The sequence below is a fragment of the Streptomyces sp. NBC_01460 genome, assembly GCF_036227405.1.
In the GTDB taxonomy this organism is placed as follows: Bacteria; Actinomycetota; Actinomycetes; order Streptomycetales; family Streptomycetaceae; genus Streptomyces.
The window spans coordinates 4625252-4641041 of sequence record NZ_CP109473.1; the positions used below are offsets into that span (position 1 = coordinate 4625252).

The window sequence follows — 15790 nt, forward strand, 5'->3', positions numbered from 1 at the left end:
AAAGGCGTCCCGTTGTACTTTAAGTCGAGCTCGAGGCTCGTCTCTCTGGTGAACAGGGGTCCGTACTTACGCTGTTGCTCAGGTAGCAGGACGAACTCCGCGTAACCGACGAACCGCAGGGCCCTCGTCCGGAACCTGGTCGCACTCCTCGAACAGCTCGCGTACCAGGGAGGAACCCGCCTCACGCCAGAAGACAGTCGGGGCTACGGGCGCCGGGGTGTCTCGGGGATGCGCCCTCGCGAGAGTGCCACTGCTCTCGACGGCGAGCGGCTCCCCCGCAGAAGCAGGCGTGTCCGCCTGCCGCGCCCTCCTCGCAACGGCCGTACGCGCCCCCGTACCCCTACGCGACGGGCTGGCCGATGCCCAGCATGTTGCCCTCGCTGTCGCGGAACCAGGCGCCGCGCTCGCCCCGGGCGCCCTTGCTCGGGTAGTTGCCCTCGATCTCGGCGATGCCGCCCCGCGTGCGCAACCCCGGCAGGTCGACCTCCTCGAACACCACGCCTCGACTCACCAGTCCCGCCACCACCGCCTCGATGTCGTCGACGGCCCATCCCATCTGGGTGAAGGTGCCGGGGGAGGCCCCCACCGACTCGAACAGGGCGAACTCCGACTGTCCGCACCGGTACAGCAACCCGCCTGGCCGCTCGTCGACGGGCTCCAGACCAAGCTTCTCGGAGTAGAACCGCCGAGCCCGCTCCAGATCCTGGGCCGGCAGCCGAGTGGCGGCGCCGCGAGCCCCGGCCAGCGTCTTCCTATCGTCTGCGTCCATGCGCCCACTGTGCCGTGCACGGCGGGCGATGCCGGGGAGGATGCGCGGGTGATTCCCGGGCGGGCCTTTCAGCCTGCGCGAGGTTCGACCGGGCCGGCCGCCTACAGCCACTTGTGCCCCCACGGCGGCATCCATCCCGCCGGTATCGGCACCGGCCAGGGCTGTCCGTGCCGGACACAGAGGGACGGGCGTCCTGCTGTCATCGGGGTCGGTTAGGTTGCGCGGATGACAGACAGAGATCCGCTGGTGCCAGCTCTTGTGGCATTGATCGTCGACGTGGCTCGGTTCCTCGACACCTGCGAGGACGACGAAGTCGATCCGGATACCGCAGTGGAGATGATGGAAGGCATGGGCGGGCAACTGCTGAGCCTGCCCGCAGCCCAGCGCGACAGCCTCCTGCGGGTGCTTGCCGACCTGGGCGACGCGGAGCCGGATACCGCGCGACGGGAGTTCCTGGAGTCGTTTCCCCGCGACTTCGGCCTGGTCGACGAAGAGGAGAACTGAGCCGGGGGCCAGCGGGGCACCCACGGCCCTGCACGGTTGCGCGACATCCCAGCGCTGCTCGGCTTCGCCGAGCTCGGACGCGACGGGCCCGGACAGGGCCCTCGAGCGCAGAGAAGAGCCCCCTCCTGACGGGAAGTCCGCAGGCAGGGGGCTGCTTCAGCGCTGACTACTTCTTCTTGCCCTGGTTCTTCACAGCCTCGATCGCGGCCTTCGCCGCGTCCGGGTCGAGGTAGGTGCCGCCTGGCTTGAGGGGGCGGAAGTCGGCGTCCAGCTCGTAGGCGAGCGGGATGCCGGTCGGGATGTTGAGGCCCGAGATGGCGTCGTCGGAGATGCCGTCCAGGTGCTTCACCAGGCCGCGGAGGCTGTTGCCGTGGGCGGCGACCAGGACGGTCTTGCCGTCGAGGAGGTCCGGGACGATGCCGTCGTACCAGTACGGCAGCATGCGCTCGACGACGTCCTTGAGGCACTCCGTGCGCGGGCGGAGCTCCGGGGGGATCGTCGCGTAGCGCGGGTCGGCGCTCTGCGAGAACTCGGTGCCGTCCTCGAGCGCGGGCGGCGGGGTGTCGTACGAGCGGCGCCAGAGCATGAACTGCTCCTCGCCGAACTCGGCGAGCGTCTGGGCCTTGTCCTTGCCCTGGAGGGCGCCGTAGTGGCGCTCGTTCAGGCGCCAGGAGCGGTGCACGGGGATCCAGTGGCGGTCCGCGGCCTCCAGCCCGAGCTGGGCGGTGCGGATCGCGCGCTTCTGGAGGGAGGTGTGCACGACGTCGGGGAGCAGGCCGGCGTCCTTGAGCAGCTCACCGCCGCGGACCGCCTCCTTCTCGCCCTTGTCGGTGAGGTCTACGTCCACCCATCCGGTGAACAGGTTCTTCGCGTTCCATTCGCTCTCGCCGTGGCGGAGGAGGATCAGCTTGTACGGTGCGTCGGCCATGGGTCCGAGCGTAATCGAACCCGTGCGGCCTCTGCGCGCTCGGTCACAGGGCGGACAGGGGGCGGGGCGGGGTGGGGCGGCGGGCCGACGATTGACGGGCGGCGTCAATTGAGTGGCGGTCGGGGAATCCGCCTTCGTAATGTTCGGACAGTGGTCGGACCGCTTACACAGGTCCGGCCCGCATCCGTTCCGCACGCGTACGTCCCCGGGGGGAAGCCCTATGTCTGTCGCCGGTCTCAGAAAGGCGGCACACGAGACGGTCGCCGGCCTCCCCAGGGAGTTCTGGTGGCTGTGGACCAGCACGCTGGTCAACCGCCTCGGGGCCTTCGTCGCCACCTTCATGGCGCTCTACCTGACTCTGGACCGGGGCTACTCGGCCTCGTACGCCGGCCTCGTCGCCTCGCTCCACGGGCTCGGCGGGGTCGTGTCGTCGCTGGGTGCCGGGGTGATGACGGACCGGCTCGGCCGTCGCCCGACGATGCTGATCGCCCAGCTCTCCACGGCGGTGTCCGTGGCCGTGCTCGGCTTCATGGTCCATCCGGTGGCGATCGCGGGCGTGGCCTTCGTCGTGGGCATGGCCAGCAACGCGTCGCGGCCGGCCGTGCAGGCGATGATGGCCGACATCGTCCGGCCCGAGGACCGTGTCCGGGCCTTCTCGCTCAACTACTGGGCCATCAACCTGGGTTTCGCCGTCTCGTCGGCCGGAGCGGGGTTCATCGCCGAGTACAGCTACCTGGCCGGCTTCATGGGCGAGGCCGCTCTGACGTTGCTCTGCGCCGTCGTCGTCTTCCTCAGGGTGCCGGAGTCGCGGCCGAAGGAGGCGCCCCGGGCCGCCGGTGCCCCGGCGCCGGACGACGTGCGGCTGAGCACCGTCCTGCGCGACGGGCGCTACATGGGCGTCGTCGGGCTGTCGTTCCTGGTCGCGCTGATCTTCCAGCAGGGGTACGTGGGTCTGCCCGTGGCCATGGGGACGGACGGGCTGTCCAGCTCCGAGTTCGGTACGGCCATCGCCGTCAACGGCGTGCTGATCGTGGCCCTGCAGATCCCTATCACCCGGTTCATCCAGCACCGCGACCCGCGACGGCTGCTGATCCTCTCGTCACTGGTCGCGGGGTACGGCTTCGGGCTGACCGCCTTCGCGGGTTCGGTCGGGGTGTACGCCCTGACGATCTGCGTCTGGACCCTTGCCGAGATCGTCAACGCGCCCACGCAGACGGGCATCGTCGTGCAGCTGTCCCCGGCGCACGGGCGGGGCCGCTACCAGGGCATGTACACGATGTCCTGGTCGGTGGCGGCGCTCGTCGCTCCGCTGATGTCCGGCTTCGTGATCGACCGCTACGGCGCCGCCTGGCTGTGGGGGACCTGTGCGGTCCTGGGCACGGTGACGGCGTTCGGCTACTGGCTGCTGATGCGGAACCTGGAGCTGCCCCAGCCGGAGCCGGCTCCGCTCGTCGCCCCGGCGCCGGTGGACGGCACGGTGGCCGAGCCCGCGCTCTGAGCAGGACGCCTCGGGGGGTGCCTCACGACGGACAGTCGTGAGGCACCCCCCGAGGCGGCAGTCGGCCTGGTTCAGCCACCGCACTGGCAGGGCGCACCGGACTGACAGCCGCACCCGCAGCCCGAGCCGCAGCCGCAGGCCCCCAGCACGGTCAGATGCACCACTTCGGTCGGGGTCTCCTGCTGGGGTTCGGTCACGGGGGAATCGGCCATGGTCCCTCCTCAGGGGGTACGACACGACGGCGTACGGCACATGCGTGGAGCGCGTGGCCGACGGCGGGGGCGTACGGGCATGACGTGTCGCCCCCGCACCCATTGCATGCCCAGCGAAGAGGGCGCATCAACGGCGCACTAGTGCGGGAACAGACGTGCGACCGCTGTAGGCGGTCGCGCCCTTGCGCCCCTCCCCCCGATGCCCCTTCCCCCTACGCACCTCCCACCTACGCTCCTTCTACCGACGCCGCCGCCTGGATCTCGTCCGCGTGCTCACCCGTGACCAGGTAGACGACGCGCTTGGCGACCGACACGGCGTGGTCGGCGAAGCGCTCGTAGTAGCGGCCGAGCAGGGTGACGTCGACGGCGGTCTCGATGCCGTGCTTCCAGCGGTCGTCCATCAGGTGCTGGAACAGCGTGCGGTGCAGCAGGTCCATCTCGTCGTCGTCCTGCTCCAGCTGGAGCGCCAGGTCGACGTCCTTCGTGATGATGACTTCCGCGGCCTTCGCCATGAGCCGCTGGGCGAGCTGCCCCATCTCCAGGATGGTGGCGTGCAGGTCGTGAGGCACCGCCGACTGGGGGAAGCGCAGCCGCGCCAGCTTGGCGACGTGCTGGGCGAGGTCGCCCGAGCGCTCCAGGTCGGCGCTCATCCGGAGCGAGGTGACCACGATCCGCAGATCGGTGGCGACCGGCTGCTGGCGGGCGAGCAGCGCGATGGCGCGCGCCTCCAGGTCGTGCTGGAGGTCGTCGACCTTCTGGTCCGCGGCGATCACGCTCTCGGCGAGCTTGAGATCGGCGTCGAGCATGGAGGTCGTGGCCCGGCCGATCGCCGAGCCGACCAGCCTGGCCATCTCGACCAGGCCTTCGCCGATCGAGTCGAGTTCCTCGTGATAAGCGTCGCGCATGGAAGTCCCTCTCCAGATCCTTACTGAGGCCGGGGTCCGGTGCCGACCCCCACGCTTCCACGGTGCGGTCCCAACGCGTCGGGATCCGTCCCCCTAAGTGAACCGGCACTATCCCCTTGGTGAACTCTGGGCGACGAGTGTTCGAGATGGCACCCGGATGGCTGGGAGAGTGTCGGCGCGCCCGCATAACCTTGAGGCATGGACGTGAACGCGGCGGTCGCCGCAGCTGCAGCGATCGCCGGGTTGTGCACCGGTGTGATCGCCATGCTGGCGTTCCGCTGGAGCGAACGCGAGCAGAAGCGCCCCACGCGTACGTCCCTGCGGCCCGACGGCAACGCCGCGCTGCCCCCGGGGGTGGACACGGTCCTCTCCGTGCTCAGCTCGTCCGCCGTCGTGCTCGACGAGAGCGACAGCGTGGTCAAGGCCAGCTCCGCGGCTTACGCGCTGGGCCTGGTCAGGGGCGGCCGGCTGTCGGTCGAGCCGATGCTCCACATGGCCAGGGACACCCGGCGCGACGGGGAGATACGGCAGGTCGAGCTGGACCTCCCGCGGCGTGGCACGGGCCGGGGGGAGGCGCTGGCCGTCTCCGCCCGGGTCGCCCCACTGGGGTCGCGCCTGGTCCTGCTGCTCGTCGAGGACCTCACGGAGGCCCGCCGCATAGAGGCGGTCCGCCGCGACTTCGTCGCCAACGTCAGCCATGAGCTCAAGACCCCGGTCGGCGCGCTCTCCCTGCTCTCCGAGGCCGTCATGGACGCGTCCGACGACCCGGAGGCGGTGCAGCGGTTCGCCGGGCGCATGGAGATCGAGGCGACCCGGCTGACCAACCTCGTCCAGGAGCTCATCGACCTCTCCCGGGTGCAGAACGACGACCCGCTCGAGGACGCCGAGCCCGTCCGGGTCGAGGAGCTGGTCGCCGAGGCCATCGACCGCTGCCGCCAGCAGGCCGGCTCCAAGCAGATCACCATGGCATCGGGCGGCGCGGCGGACCTCTTCGTCTGGGGGAACCGCAGCCAGCTCGCGGCCGCCCTCGGCAACCTCGTGGAGAATGCCGTCAACTACAGCCCCGCCCGGACCCGCGTCGGCATCGCCGCCCGGAAGATGGCCGCGCCCGGCGGGGACCTCATCGAGATAGCCGTGACCGACCAGGGCCTCGGCATCTCCGAGAAGGACCGCGAGCGCGTCTTCGAGCGGTTCTACCGCGTCGACCCGGCCCGCTCGCGGGCCACCGGTGGCACCGGCCTCGGCCTCGCCATCGTCAAGCATGTGGCCGCCTCGCACGGCGGGGAGGTCACCGTATGGAGCTCGGAGGGACAGGGCTCCACGTTCACCCTGCGACTGCCCGAGTCGGGCGTCGTACGGGGTCGTACCACCGGCGGACCTCTCGTCGTCAACGGAGCCGTTGACGACGACGGGCCCTACGGGACCGATTCTTATGAACCATTTCCTGCCCCGGAGGCCCTTCCGTGACCCGAGTGCTTGTCGTCGAGGATGAGGAATCCTTCAGCGACGCCCTGTCCTACATGCTCCGCAAGGAAGGCTTCGAGGTGGCCATCGCGGCCACCGGCCCGGACGGCCTGGACGAGTTCGAGCGCAACGGCGCCGACCTCGTGCTGCTCGACCTGATGCTCCCGGGACTGCCCGGTACGGAGGTCTGCCGTCAGCTGCGCGTCCGGTCCAACGTCCCGGTGATCATGGTCACCGCCAAGGACAGCGAGATCGACAAGGTCGTGGGTCTGGAAATAGGAGCCGACGACTACGTGACCAAGCCCTTTTCCTCGCGGGAGCTGGTGGCCCGTATCCGCGCGGTGCTGCGCCGCCGCGGCGAGCCGGAGGAGGTCACGCCGGCGGCCCTGGAGGCCGGTCCGGTGCGGATGGACGTGGACCGCCACGTCGTCACGGTCTCGGGCGGCAAGGTCGACCTCCCGCTGAAGGAGTTCGACCTCCTCGAGATGCTCCTGCGCAACGCGGGGCGCGTACTGACGCGCATGCAGCTGATCGACCGGGTCTGGGGCGCGGACTACGTCGGCGACACCAAGACCCTGGACGTCCACGTCAAGCGGCTCCGGGCCAAGATCGAGCCCGACCCGGGGGCACCGCGCTACCTGGTGACGGTGCGGGGCCTGGGGTACAAGTTCGAGCCGTAAACCGAGGGCTGCGGGCTACGTGGGGGGTGTCTCCGCCGGAGACACCCCCCACGCGCGCTCAGTGCTCGGCGGCCTCGTCGTCCGGCGTGGCCGAGTCGCTCGGCGTGCCCGAGGGGCTCGACGACTGCTCGCCCGGCGTCTCGGAGGCCGACCCCGGCGTCCCGGACGCGGAGGCCGAGGGCGTGGGCTTCGCCGACGGCAGGGCGCTCGGACCGAAGTCCTTGAAGAAGCTGGTCGCCGGGACGATGGCGGCGCCGAGCTCGATGTCGCCCGTCTCGCTGAACGTGAAGGCCACGGTCTGCACGTTGCCGTTGCGTCCCGCCTCCCGGCCGTTCTCGATCACGGCCGAGGCGTTGTTCTTCCCGCCGATGACGACCCGTCCGCCGGCCGGGACCACGAGCGGTCCCTTGCCCTTGGCGGCCTGCAGCTTCACGGTCGTGGAGGTGCCCGGCAGGGTGACCTTCTCCACGATCTCGCGCTTCGTGCCGTCGTTGAACAGGGTGGCGGCGATGACCGCCGGACCCTCGGCGTCCGCTTCGGGCTGGGTGATGATGTTCAGGTTCTGGATCTTGATGGAGTCGACAGCGGTGGCTGCGTTGTCCGGCCTGACCTGAAGCGTCTGCGCGTCGTTGCCGGCGCTGCACGCGGACAGAGCGGCGATCGAGAACACGAGGGCAGTGGCGGCGAGGGCGCCGTGTCGAAGGCTGCGGCTCACGGCGGCGGCAACTCCTTGAACGATCGGACTGCGGACTTCGGACTCTGCGGACAGGAAGGCCCGAGCGGCCGTAAAGCCGCCCTAAGTGTGTGTCAGCGGCCTCAGGTTACCGAGCCGTCGTCCCGGGCCCGCACCCGACCCGCCCCTTGGGCCGACCGACCTGTGAGCCCGGCCGCGGGTCGACAGTTCCCGTCGGGGCGCCTGATGTCCTCAGGCCGCGTCCTGGGCGTCTCCACACCCCTCACGATTCGCACGGTGTTCACAAAACAGGGGGTGAGCTGCGTCGTTGATCGGCCGATGATCGATTTCCGGGCGGCGGCGCATTTCCCGCGCATAATCCACCCGGTCCCGGGCCGTTGATCAATTTCAATGACCACGGACACTAAGAGCCGTACGGGTGATCGAGGTCCGAACGGAGTACGGAAAGTTCACCATCCGGAAACCGGCAAAACGGGACGTTCGGCCCCTTCTGGAGGGCTTCCGGCATGTGTGACGCACGTGTTTCGGCTCGGCCGTACGCCCGCTCCGACCTGCGAATATCGCCTTCCGGAAGGCTCGCGCAGCACGTTCGTGTTGCAGTTGTCAAGCCCCGAGATATGCCCTGACCTGCGAAAACGCCATTCAGGAGATGCCGTTCTCGTGTTACTCTGGATAGCCACGGAAGGGGTACCTGTCACATGACGTTCAAGGTTGGCGACACCGTGGTCTATCCCCATCACGGGGCCGCGCTGATCGAGGCTATCGAAACTCGCCAGATCAAAGGCGTGGACAAGACCTACTTGGTGCTCAAGGTCGCCCAGGGCGACTTGACGGTTCGTGTGCCGGCGGACAATGCGGAGTTCGTCGGTGTGCGTGACGTAGTCGGGCAGGAAGGGCTGGACCGGGTCTTCGAGGTGCTGCGCGCGCCGTACGCCGAAGAGCCGACGAACTGGTCCCGACGCTACAAGGCAAATCTCGAGAAGCTCGCCTCCGGCGATGTCATCAAGGTCGCCGAAGTGGTGCGTGACCTGTGGCGTCGCGAGCGCGAGCGTGGACTCTCCGCAGGTGAGAAGCGCATGCTCGCCAAGGCCCGCCAGATCCTGGTGAGCGAGCTCGCTCTCGCGGAGAACACGAACGAGGACAAGGCCGAGGCCCTGCTCGACGAGGTTCTCGCGTCCTGAAACCGGATCACACCGGTTGACCGGATGACGCCGGCGAACTGAATCCGGTCGTACGACATATGCCGCGGTGCCCGCTGACCAGCCGTCTTGACGGCGAGTCGTCGGGCGCTGCGGCATGTTCGGATCCGCGCATGACGTTGTCCGGATCCGGACGAGGGTCTGCCCGAAAGTCCGGGACATGGACCTGCCCGGGAGACGATCCGACGCCCCCCTGTGCCGTCTCCTTCGACGACCCTCCACCGAGCCCTGCGGCTTGGCCGACCAGGGGTCACGGAAGGGGTCCCGGTCAGGTCAAGGCGTCGCGCCCGGCTCCCCCAACCTACGGTCGGGGGCACGCCCAGGCCATACCCACGTCCGCCGTGGAAACAAACCTGCCGAAGCTTCGGAGTGCTACGGATGTCATCGATGTCACCGACGCCTGCTGAACCGAGCCCCTCCCGCACCGCAGCGGTGATCCCCGCAGCGGGTCGCGGTGTCCGGCTCGGCCCGGGTGCCCCGAAGGCGCTGCGTGCGCTCGGCGGTACCCCCATGCTGATCCACGCCGTACGGGCGATGGCCGCGTCCCGCGCCGTCTCGCTCGTCGTCGTGGTGGCGCCCCCGGACGGCGCGCCCGAGGTCAAGAACCTCATCGACGGGCACGCGCTGCCGGAGCGCACCGACTACGTCGTCGTCGCCGGTGGTGCGACACGCCAGGAGTCCGTGAGCCTCGGCCTCGACGCCCTGCCGGACGACGTCTCCGTCGTGCTCGTCCACGACGCGGCGCGTCCCCTCGTGCCGGTCGACACCGTGGACGCCGTCATCGAAGCCGTACGGGACGGGGCTCCCGCCGTCGTTCCCGCGCTTCCTCTCGCCGACACCGTCAAGGAGGTCGAGCCGGGAGAGCCTGGGGCGCCGGAGCCCGTCCTCTCGACCCCCGTGCGGGCACGGCTGCGCGCGGTCCAGACCCCGCAGGGCTTCGACCGGGCCACGCTCGTGCGGGCGCACGGGAGCGTCGCCGTCGACGGTGAGGGGGCGACCGACGACGCGGGCATGGTCGAACGGCTGGGCTCGCCGGTCGTCGTCGTGCCCGGGCACGAGGAGGCGTTCAAGGTGACCCGGCCCCTGGACCTGGTCCTGGCCGAGGCCGTTCTCGCACGCCGGAGGGCGAACGATGGATTCTGAGGCAGTGAAGCGGCAGCCGGCCCCCGTGATTCCGCTCGTCGGCATCGGGACCGACATCCACGCCTTCGAGGAGGGCCGGGAGCTCTGGTGCGCCGGGCTGCTGTGGGAGGGCGAGGGCCCCGGTCTGGCCGGGCACTCCGACGCGGACGTCGTGGCGCACGCCGCCTGCAACGCGCTGTTCTCGGCCGCCGGGCTCGGTGACCTGGGGCAGCACTTCGGTACCGGCCGCCCTGAGTGGTCGGGGGCCGCCGGTGTGACCCTGCTGACCGAGGCCGCCCGGATCGTACGGGCCGAGGGCTTCGCCATCGGCAACGTGGCGGTCCAGGTCGTCGGTCTCCGGCCGAAGATCGGCAAGCGGCGCGACGAGGCCCAGAAGGTGCTGTCCGACGCGGTCGGCGCGCCGGTCTCGCTCTCCGCCGCCACCTCGGACGGCCTCGGGTTCACCGGCCGGGGCGAGGGCATCGCGGGCATCGCGACCGCACTGGTCTACCGCGCCGAAGGCTGACCGGCGGGTCCGCCCGCCGGGGACGGCGCTCCGTCCCCGGCGGAGAGCGGTGCGGAACCCCCGCCGCCTTATTGCACATCACTCGCACGTACGCTGGTGCGGCAAGTGATGTGCCGTAGGGGCTGAGGGCGAGGGTGAGTGTCCGTGGTGAGCGCGACCGTCGGGGCGACGACGATGCAGGACGCGCCGACCGGTGTCGACGGGTACGTCGTGCGGACCGCCACCGTCCAGGACGTCGGCGGCGCCCGGGCCGTCATGCTGGACACCGTCTACCGCGACCTGCGCTCGGGCTATGTGCCCCGCTGGCACGCCGACATCATCGACATCGAGGGCGCCTACCTGCGCCCCGCGCGCTGCACCCTCCTGGTCGTCGTGCGGGGCGACGAGGTCGTGGCGACGGGTGCGGTACGGGACCGGGGCCCGCAGGCGCCGCCCAATCCGCAGTGGGTCGCGGACCGTTTCCCCTCCGGCTCGACGGCCCAGCTGTGCCGCATCTACGTACGCCCCGAGCATCGCCGGCACGGTCTGGCCCGTCGGCTGGTGCGCGAGCTCGGGGACTTCGCCGCGCGGGCGGGCGGCTACACCTCGCTCTACCTGCACACCGATCCGGCCGTGCCGGGCGCCGAGCCGTTCTGGCGGTCGCTCTCCCACGAGGTCTGCGACGAACGCGCGCTGCCGGGCGGCGGTCAGGGCATCGTCCACTTCGAGCTGCCGATGCCGGCTGTCCCGGTGTCCGCCCCGGGCTCCGTCACCCCGAATATCAGATGATAATCGTTTTCATATAGGGTCTTCGTCATGCCTACGTCCCGAAGCCGCCGCTCCCCGCTGCCGGCCGTCGCCGCCGCTGCCGCCCTGCTCTTCCCGCTCGCCGCCTGTTCCTCGTCGAGCGGCTCCGGAGCGTCCGGCGACGCGCAGCGGCTCCGGGTCGTCATGGCCTTCCCGCCCGCCCAGGCCATGTCCCCGTACGGGGACGACGCCGTCACCCTGAGCAGGCTCGCCGTCGTCGAGGGCCTCACCACGCTCGACCGGAACGGTGCCGCCCGGCCCGCGCTCGCCGCGTCCTGGAAGCAGGAGAACCCCACCACCTGGACGTTCACCCTCCGCGACGCCCTGTTCCAGGACGGCGCGAAGGTCGACGCCGGCGCGGTCGTGCGGTCCCTCACCGCCGCGGGCAAGGCGTCCCCGCTGCCCAGGGTCCTGTCCGACACCACTCTCAAGGCCACGGCCACAGGCGGGAACACCGTACGGATCGTCACCGGCAAGGCGGACCCGCTGCTCCCGCAGCGGCTCGCCAACCCGTCGCTCACGATCCTGTCCGCCGGTGCCTACGAGAACGGCAAGGTGAACCCCGCCGGGCACGCCACCGGCCCGTTCACCCTGACCGACGTCAAGGGCGCGGTGGCCGCCACCCTGGAGCGCAACGACGGCTACTGGGGTGGCAAGGCGAAGGCCCCGGGCGTCGACGTCACGTTCGCCGCGGACGGCACCGCCCGCGCCAACGCGCTGCGCACGAAGGCCGTCGACGTCGCCGAGTACGTACCGATATCCCAGGCCTCGCTCCTCGGCGACTCGTACGTCCACGCATTCCCGTCCGCCCGGACCAACGGCCTCTCCCTCAACACCCGGCACGGCGTCTTCGCCGACCCGGCCATGCGTGCCGCCGCCCGCGAAGCCATCGACTCGAAGGCCCTGGTCGACGGGGTGTACGAGGGACGCGCCGACACCGCGCGAGGGCTCCTCGGCCCCGGCGTCCCCTGGGCCGCCGACAAGCGGACCGCACCCACCGGCCGGGCCCGGGCGGCGAGCCGCGCGGAGGTCGAGGGGACGAAGGAGATCGTCCTCGCCACCTACACCAACCGCCCTGAGCTCCCCGAGGCCGCGACCCTCGTCCAGCAGCAGCTGGAGAAGCGCGGCTTCACCGTCAGGCAGGTCGTCCGCGACTACGCGCAGATGGAGGCCGACGCGCTCGCCGGCACGTACGACGCGTTCATCCAGGCCCGCAACACCCTGCTCGACACCGCCGACCCCCTCTCCTACCTCGCCTCCGACTTCACCTGCGACGGCAGCTTCAACATCTCCCAGCTGTGCGACGAGCGGGTCGACGCCGCGGTGGACAAGGCCGGCTCGCTGACCGGCACCGACGCCCGCCACGCGGCCGAGATGACCGCCGAAGCCGCCGTCCTCGGCGCCGACGCCCTCGTGCCGCTCGTCCACGAGCGCTTCGTCCAGGGGTACGACGACGCCCGCGTCGAAGGCGTCGCGCTCGACCCGATGGAACGCACCCTCATCACCGCCGACACGCGCGTCGGGTGACCGCGTGACGTACGTGGCCGGACGGCTCGGCGCGCTCCTGGCCGTCGTCGCCGTCATCGGCCTGCTGCCCTGGCTCACCCGTACCGACCCGGCCCTGACGGTCCTGCACGCCCGCTACGCCGACCGTCCGCCCACACCGGCCGTCCTCGACGCGATCCGCGCCGAGACCGGGCTCGACGGCGGGCCGCCGCACGTCCTCGGCGCCTGGGCCTCCGGGCTGCTCCACGGCGACCTGGGGGAGTCCTGGGTCTCCGGACAGCCGGTCGGCCCCGACGTGACCTCGGCGCTCGGGGTCTCCCTCACCCTCATGGGCGCCTCGCTCGCCGTCGCCGTCCTCCTGGCGCTCGCGCTCGCCGCCGGAACACTCCGACGGGGTGCCCGACGGCGGCTCGTCACCACCCGGGCGGGCGTCGGCGCCGCCATGCTCGCCGCGCTGCCGGAATTCCTCCTCGCCGCGGTCCTGGCCACCGTCCTCTCCGTGCAGCTGGGCTGGTTCCCCGCACTCGGCTGGGGGGAGGCGGGTCAGGCCGTCCTGCCCGCGCTCGCCATGGGCCTCCCCGCCGGTGCGCTGCTCGGACGGCTGCTGGACGACGCGCTGCCCGCCGCGTTCGCCGAACCCTGGGCGCGCGCCGCCACCGCCCACGGGATGCCCGCCCGCCGGATCGCGGCCCACGCCCTGCGCCGCGCCCTGCCCACACTGCTGCCCCAGCTCGGGCTCGTGGTCGTCGGGCTGACCGGCGGCGCGGTCGCCGTCGAGACGCTCTACGCCGTCCCCGGACTCGGCGGTACCGCCCTGGCCGCCGCCCTGGCCCAGGACCTGCCCGTACTCCAGGCCTGCGTGCTGCTCCTGCTCCTCCTCGGCGTCGCCGCCGGACTCGCGGCCCGGCTCGCCTCCAGGGCCCTGCTCGGCCCCGCCCGCACCGACGGCGCCCTTCCCCCGCTCGTCGCGCCTTCCCTTCCCGTCCGGCGCGCGGTGTCCGTCGCCGCGGTGCTCCTGGCGGCGCTCCTCCTCGCCGTCGCCGTCGCGGGGCTGCTGCGCGACCCGCTGCACGCCGACACCGCCGCCCGCCTCGCGTCACCCTCGGCGGCCCATCCGCTGGGCACCGACTCGCTGGGCCGCGACATCCTCGCCCGGCTCGGCCACGGGGCGGCGACCACCGTGATCACGGCGGTCGGCGTCGGCGCCGTCACCCTGCTCCTCGGGCTGCTCGCCGGAGCGGTGCGCGCCGGAGCGCTCACCGAGACGGCCAACGCACTGCCCGCCGTCCTGGCCGGCCTCGTCGTCGCGGGCGTCGTGGGCCCCGGCCCCTGGGGCGCGGCGGCGGCCGTCGCCGCCGTCGCCTGGGCCCCGCTCGCCGCCCACACCTCCGCGCTGTTCGCCCTGGAACGCGCCGCCCCGCACGTCGCCGTCGCCCGCGCCCTGGGCGCCGGGCCCTGGCACCGGCTGCGCCGCCACGTCCTGCCGGGCGTCGTACCGCCGGTCGTGCGCCATGCCGTCCTGCGCGTCCCGGCCATCGCCCTGGCACTCGCGTCCCTCGGCTTCCTCGGCCTCGGGACCCCCGCCCCCGCACCGGAGTGGGGCCGCATGCTCTCGGAGAACATGCCGTACGCCGAGCGCGCCCCCTGGGCCGTCCTCGCCCCCGCCGCCGCCCTCGCGGTGCTCGGCGCCCTCGCGGTGCTCACCTCGGCGGCCGTACGCGGCAGGGGGCGCGGGTGACGACGGCCCCGGCGGGCATCCGGTCCGGCGCCCAGCCGGACCTCACGCCCTACCTCCGCCTCCTGACCGCCACCCAGTTCGCCTTCAACACCGGCTTCTACGCGGTCCTGCCCTACCTCGCGGTCCACCTCGGCGACGGACTCGGCATGGCGGGGTGGCTCGTCGGGCTCGTGCTCGGCCTGCGCACCTTCAGCCAGCAGGGCCTCTTCGTCGTCGGCGGCGCCCTCACCGACCGCTACGGTCCCCGGCCGGTCGTCCTCGCCGGCTGCGTGCTGCGCATCGCAGGCTTCTGCTGGCTCGCCGGGGCGGGCTCCACCGCCACCGTCATCGGCGCCGTGCTCCTCATCGGCTTCGCCGCCGCCCTCTTCTCACCCGCCGTCGAATCCGAGACCGCCAGGACCGCCGTCGCCCACGAGCGCGCGACGGGGACGCCGCGTGCCCAGGTACTCGCCGTGTTCTCCGCGGCCGGCCAGGCCGGTGCCTTCCTCGGACCCCTGCTCGGCAGCCTGCTGCTGTTCCTGGGCGGCGGGTTCCGGACGGCGTGCCTCGCCGGGGCGGTGGTCTTCGTCGGCGTACTCGCCGGACACGCCCGGCTCATGCCCCGCCGGCCGCGCCGGGTCCGCACCGCCGGAGAGGGCGCCGCCGCGGCTCGGCACGTCCTCACCGACGGGCGCTTCCTCGTGCTCTGCCTCGTCTTCAGCACCTACCTCGTCTCCTACAACCAGCTCTATCTCGCCCTTCCCGAGGAGGTGGAGCGGGCCACCGGCTCGCAGGGCGCGCTCGGAGGGCTCTTCGCGCTCTCCTCCTTGCTCGTCGTCGTCGCCCAGCTGCCGCTGACCCGCTGGTCCGCCCGCCGCATCGCGCCCCGGACCGCCGTCGTCGCGGGTCTCGCCGTCGTCTCCGCCGGATTCGCCGCGGTGCCCCTCGCGCCGGACGGGCCCGCCGGGCTGCTCCCGGCGGCGTCGCTCGTCGTCCTGCTCACGCTCGGCCAGATGCTGCTGGTCCCGGCCGTCCGGGGGCTCGTGCCTGACCTGGTGGACGACGACCGGCTCGGGCTCGCCACCGGTGCCCTGTCCTCGGTCTCCGGTCTCGCCGTCCTCGGGGGCAGCGCCGCCACCGGAACCCTCCTCGGCACGCCCGGTCCGGTCCTGTGGGCGGTGCTCGCCGCCGTCCCTCTCACGGGCGCGGCGCTCGCCCTCACCCTGGCCGTCGGACGGCGCGCGCCGGAGCCCGCTACCACCGTCACCGATTAGTTGTGA

16 protein-coding genes are annotated in these 15790 nt (G+C 71.9%); 11 read left to right on the top strand and 5 right to left on the bottom strand.

All coding sequences use genetic code 11. The features are described 5' to 3' along the window. Positions 1 to 340: 340 nt before the first annotated feature. Positions 341 to 769, bottom strand: a complete 429-nt coding sequence (locus tag OG488_RS20730) for a VOC family protein (protein WP_329231291.1) — start codon at positions 767 to 769, stop codon at positions 341 to 343. Between the two features lie 225 nt (positions 770 to 994). Here OG488_RS20730 and OG488_RS20735 point away from each other — a divergent pair, with 225 nt between their 5' ends. Further along, the gene (locus tag OG488_RS20735) at positions 995 to 1273 is read left to right on the top strand and encodes a hypothetical protein (RefSeq protein ID WP_329231293.1); all 279 of its coding nucleotides are present in this window, start codon (positions 995 to 997) and stop codon (positions 1271 to 1273) included. Between the two features lie 166 nt (positions 1274 to 1439). Here the strand turns inward: OG488_RS20735 and OG488_RS20740 are convergent, their stop codons facing one another. After that, positions 1440 to 2201 (bottom strand): phosphoglyceromutase, encoded by a 762-nt coding sequence (locus OG488_RS20740; protein WP_147958379.1) that lies wholly within the window; start codon positions 2199 to 2201, stop codon positions 1440 to 1442. A gap of 220 nt (positions 2202 to 2421) precedes the next feature. Here OG488_RS20740 and OG488_RS20745 point away from each other — a divergent pair, with 220 nt between their 5' ends. After that, positions 2422 to 3699 carry an MDR family MFS transporter gene (locus OG488_RS20745; protein WP_329231294.1) on the top strand — a complete coding sequence of 426 codons (1278 nt, stop codon included), beginning with the start codon at positions 2422 to 2424 and terminating at the stop codon, positions 3697 to 3699. Positions 3700 to 3770: 71 nt separating this feature from the next. Here the strand turns inward: OG488_RS20745 and OG488_RS20750 are convergent, their stop codons facing one another. Next, entirely contained in the window at positions 3771 to 3911 is a 141-nt protein-coding gene (locus OG488_RS20750; protein ID WP_329231296.1) for a hypothetical protein, read from the bottom strand. A 227-nt stretch (positions 3912 to 4138) separates the two neighbouring features. Continuing rightward, positions 4139 to 4816: a phosphate signaling complex protein PhoU gene (gene phoU, locus OG488_RS20755; protein WP_329231298.1), complete on the bottom strand. Its 678-nt coding sequence runs from the start codon at positions 4814 to 4816 to the stop codon at positions 4139 to 4141. A gap of 198 nt (positions 4817 to 5014) precedes the next feature. On the opposite strand from phoU, the gene OG488_RS20760 reads away from it, so the two are divergent. After that, positions 5015 to 6283, top strand: a complete 1269-nt coding sequence (locus tag OG488_RS20760; protein ID WP_329231300.1) for a sensor histidine kinase — start codon at positions 5015 to 5017, stop codon at positions 6281 to 6283. Further along, complete coding sequence (locus OG488_RS20765; protein WP_014047499.1) at positions 6280 to 6960, top strand: response regulator transcription factor; 681 nt, start codon at positions 6280 to 6282, stop codon at positions 6958 to 6960. The genes OG488_RS20760 and OG488_RS20765 overlap by 4 nt, the downstream gene beginning before the upstream one ends. Before the next feature lie 58 nt (positions 6961 to 7018). Here OG488_RS20765 and OG488_RS20770 read toward each other — a convergent pair whose 3' ends face one another. After that, positions 7019 to 7675 (bottom strand): DUF461 domain-containing protein, encoded by a 657-nt coding sequence (locus tag OG488_RS20770; protein WP_329231302.1) that lies wholly within the window; start codon positions 7673 to 7675, stop codon positions 7019 to 7021. A gap of 677 nt (positions 7676 to 8352) precedes the next feature. On the opposite strand from OG488_RS20770, the gene OG488_RS20775 reads away from it, so the two are divergent. The 7 genes from OG488_RS20775 to OG488_RS20805 all read left to right on the top strand — a co-directional run bounded on the left by OG488_RS20775 (position 8353) and on the right by OG488_RS20805 (position 15784). Next, a complete protein-coding gene (locus OG488_RS20775; RefSeq protein ID WP_006380568.1) occupies positions 8353 to 8835 on the top strand; it encodes a CarD family transcriptional regulator in 483 nt (160 codons plus the stop codon). Positions 8836 to 9231: 396 nt separating this feature from the next. Further along, positions 9232 to 9996 carry a 2-C-methyl-D-erythritol 4-phosphate cytidylyltransferase gene (ispD, locus tag OG488_RS20780; RefSeq protein ID WP_329231303.1) on the top strand — a complete coding sequence of 255 codons (765 nt, stop codon included), beginning with the start codon at positions 9232 to 9234 and terminating at the stop codon, positions 9994 to 9996. Continuing rightward, on the top strand, positions 9986 to 10501 hold the full coding sequence (ispF, locus tag OG488_RS20785; RefSeq protein ID WP_329231304.1) for a 2-C-methyl-D-erythritol 2,4-cyclodiphosphate synthase: 516 nt from the start codon (positions 9986 to 9988) through the stop codon (positions 10499 to 10501). Before ispD ends, ispF begins: the two co-directional genes overlap by 11 nt. 174 nt (positions 10502 to 10675) lie before the next feature. Continuing rightward, the gene (locus tag OG488_RS20790; RefSeq protein ID WP_329238863.1) at positions 10676 to 11269 is read left to right on the top strand and encodes a GNAT family N-acetyltransferase; all 594 of its coding nucleotides are present in this window, start codon (positions 10676 to 10678) and stop codon (positions 11267 to 11269) included. 27 nt (positions 11270 to 11296) lie between these two features. Beyond that, positions 11297 to 12814 carry an ABC transporter substrate-binding protein gene (locus OG488_RS20795; protein ID WP_329231306.1) on the top strand — a complete coding sequence of 506 codons (1518 nt, stop codon included), beginning with the start codon at positions 11297 to 11299 and terminating at the stop codon, positions 12812 to 12814. Positions 12815 to 12818: 4 nt separating this feature from the next. Continuing rightward, positions 12819 to 14531: an ABC transporter permease subunit gene (locus OG488_RS20800; protein ID WP_329231308.1), complete on the top strand. Its 1713-nt coding sequence runs from the start codon at positions 12819 to 12821 to the stop codon at positions 14529 to 14531. Beyond that, positions 14528 to 15784: an MFS transporter gene (locus OG488_RS20805; RefSeq protein WP_329231310.1), complete on the top strand. Its 1257-nt coding sequence runs from the start codon at positions 14528 to 14530 to the stop codon at positions 15782 to 15784. The genes OG488_RS20800 and OG488_RS20805 overlap by 4 nt, the downstream gene beginning before the upstream one ends. Positions 15785 to 15790 lie beyond the last annotated feature (6 nt).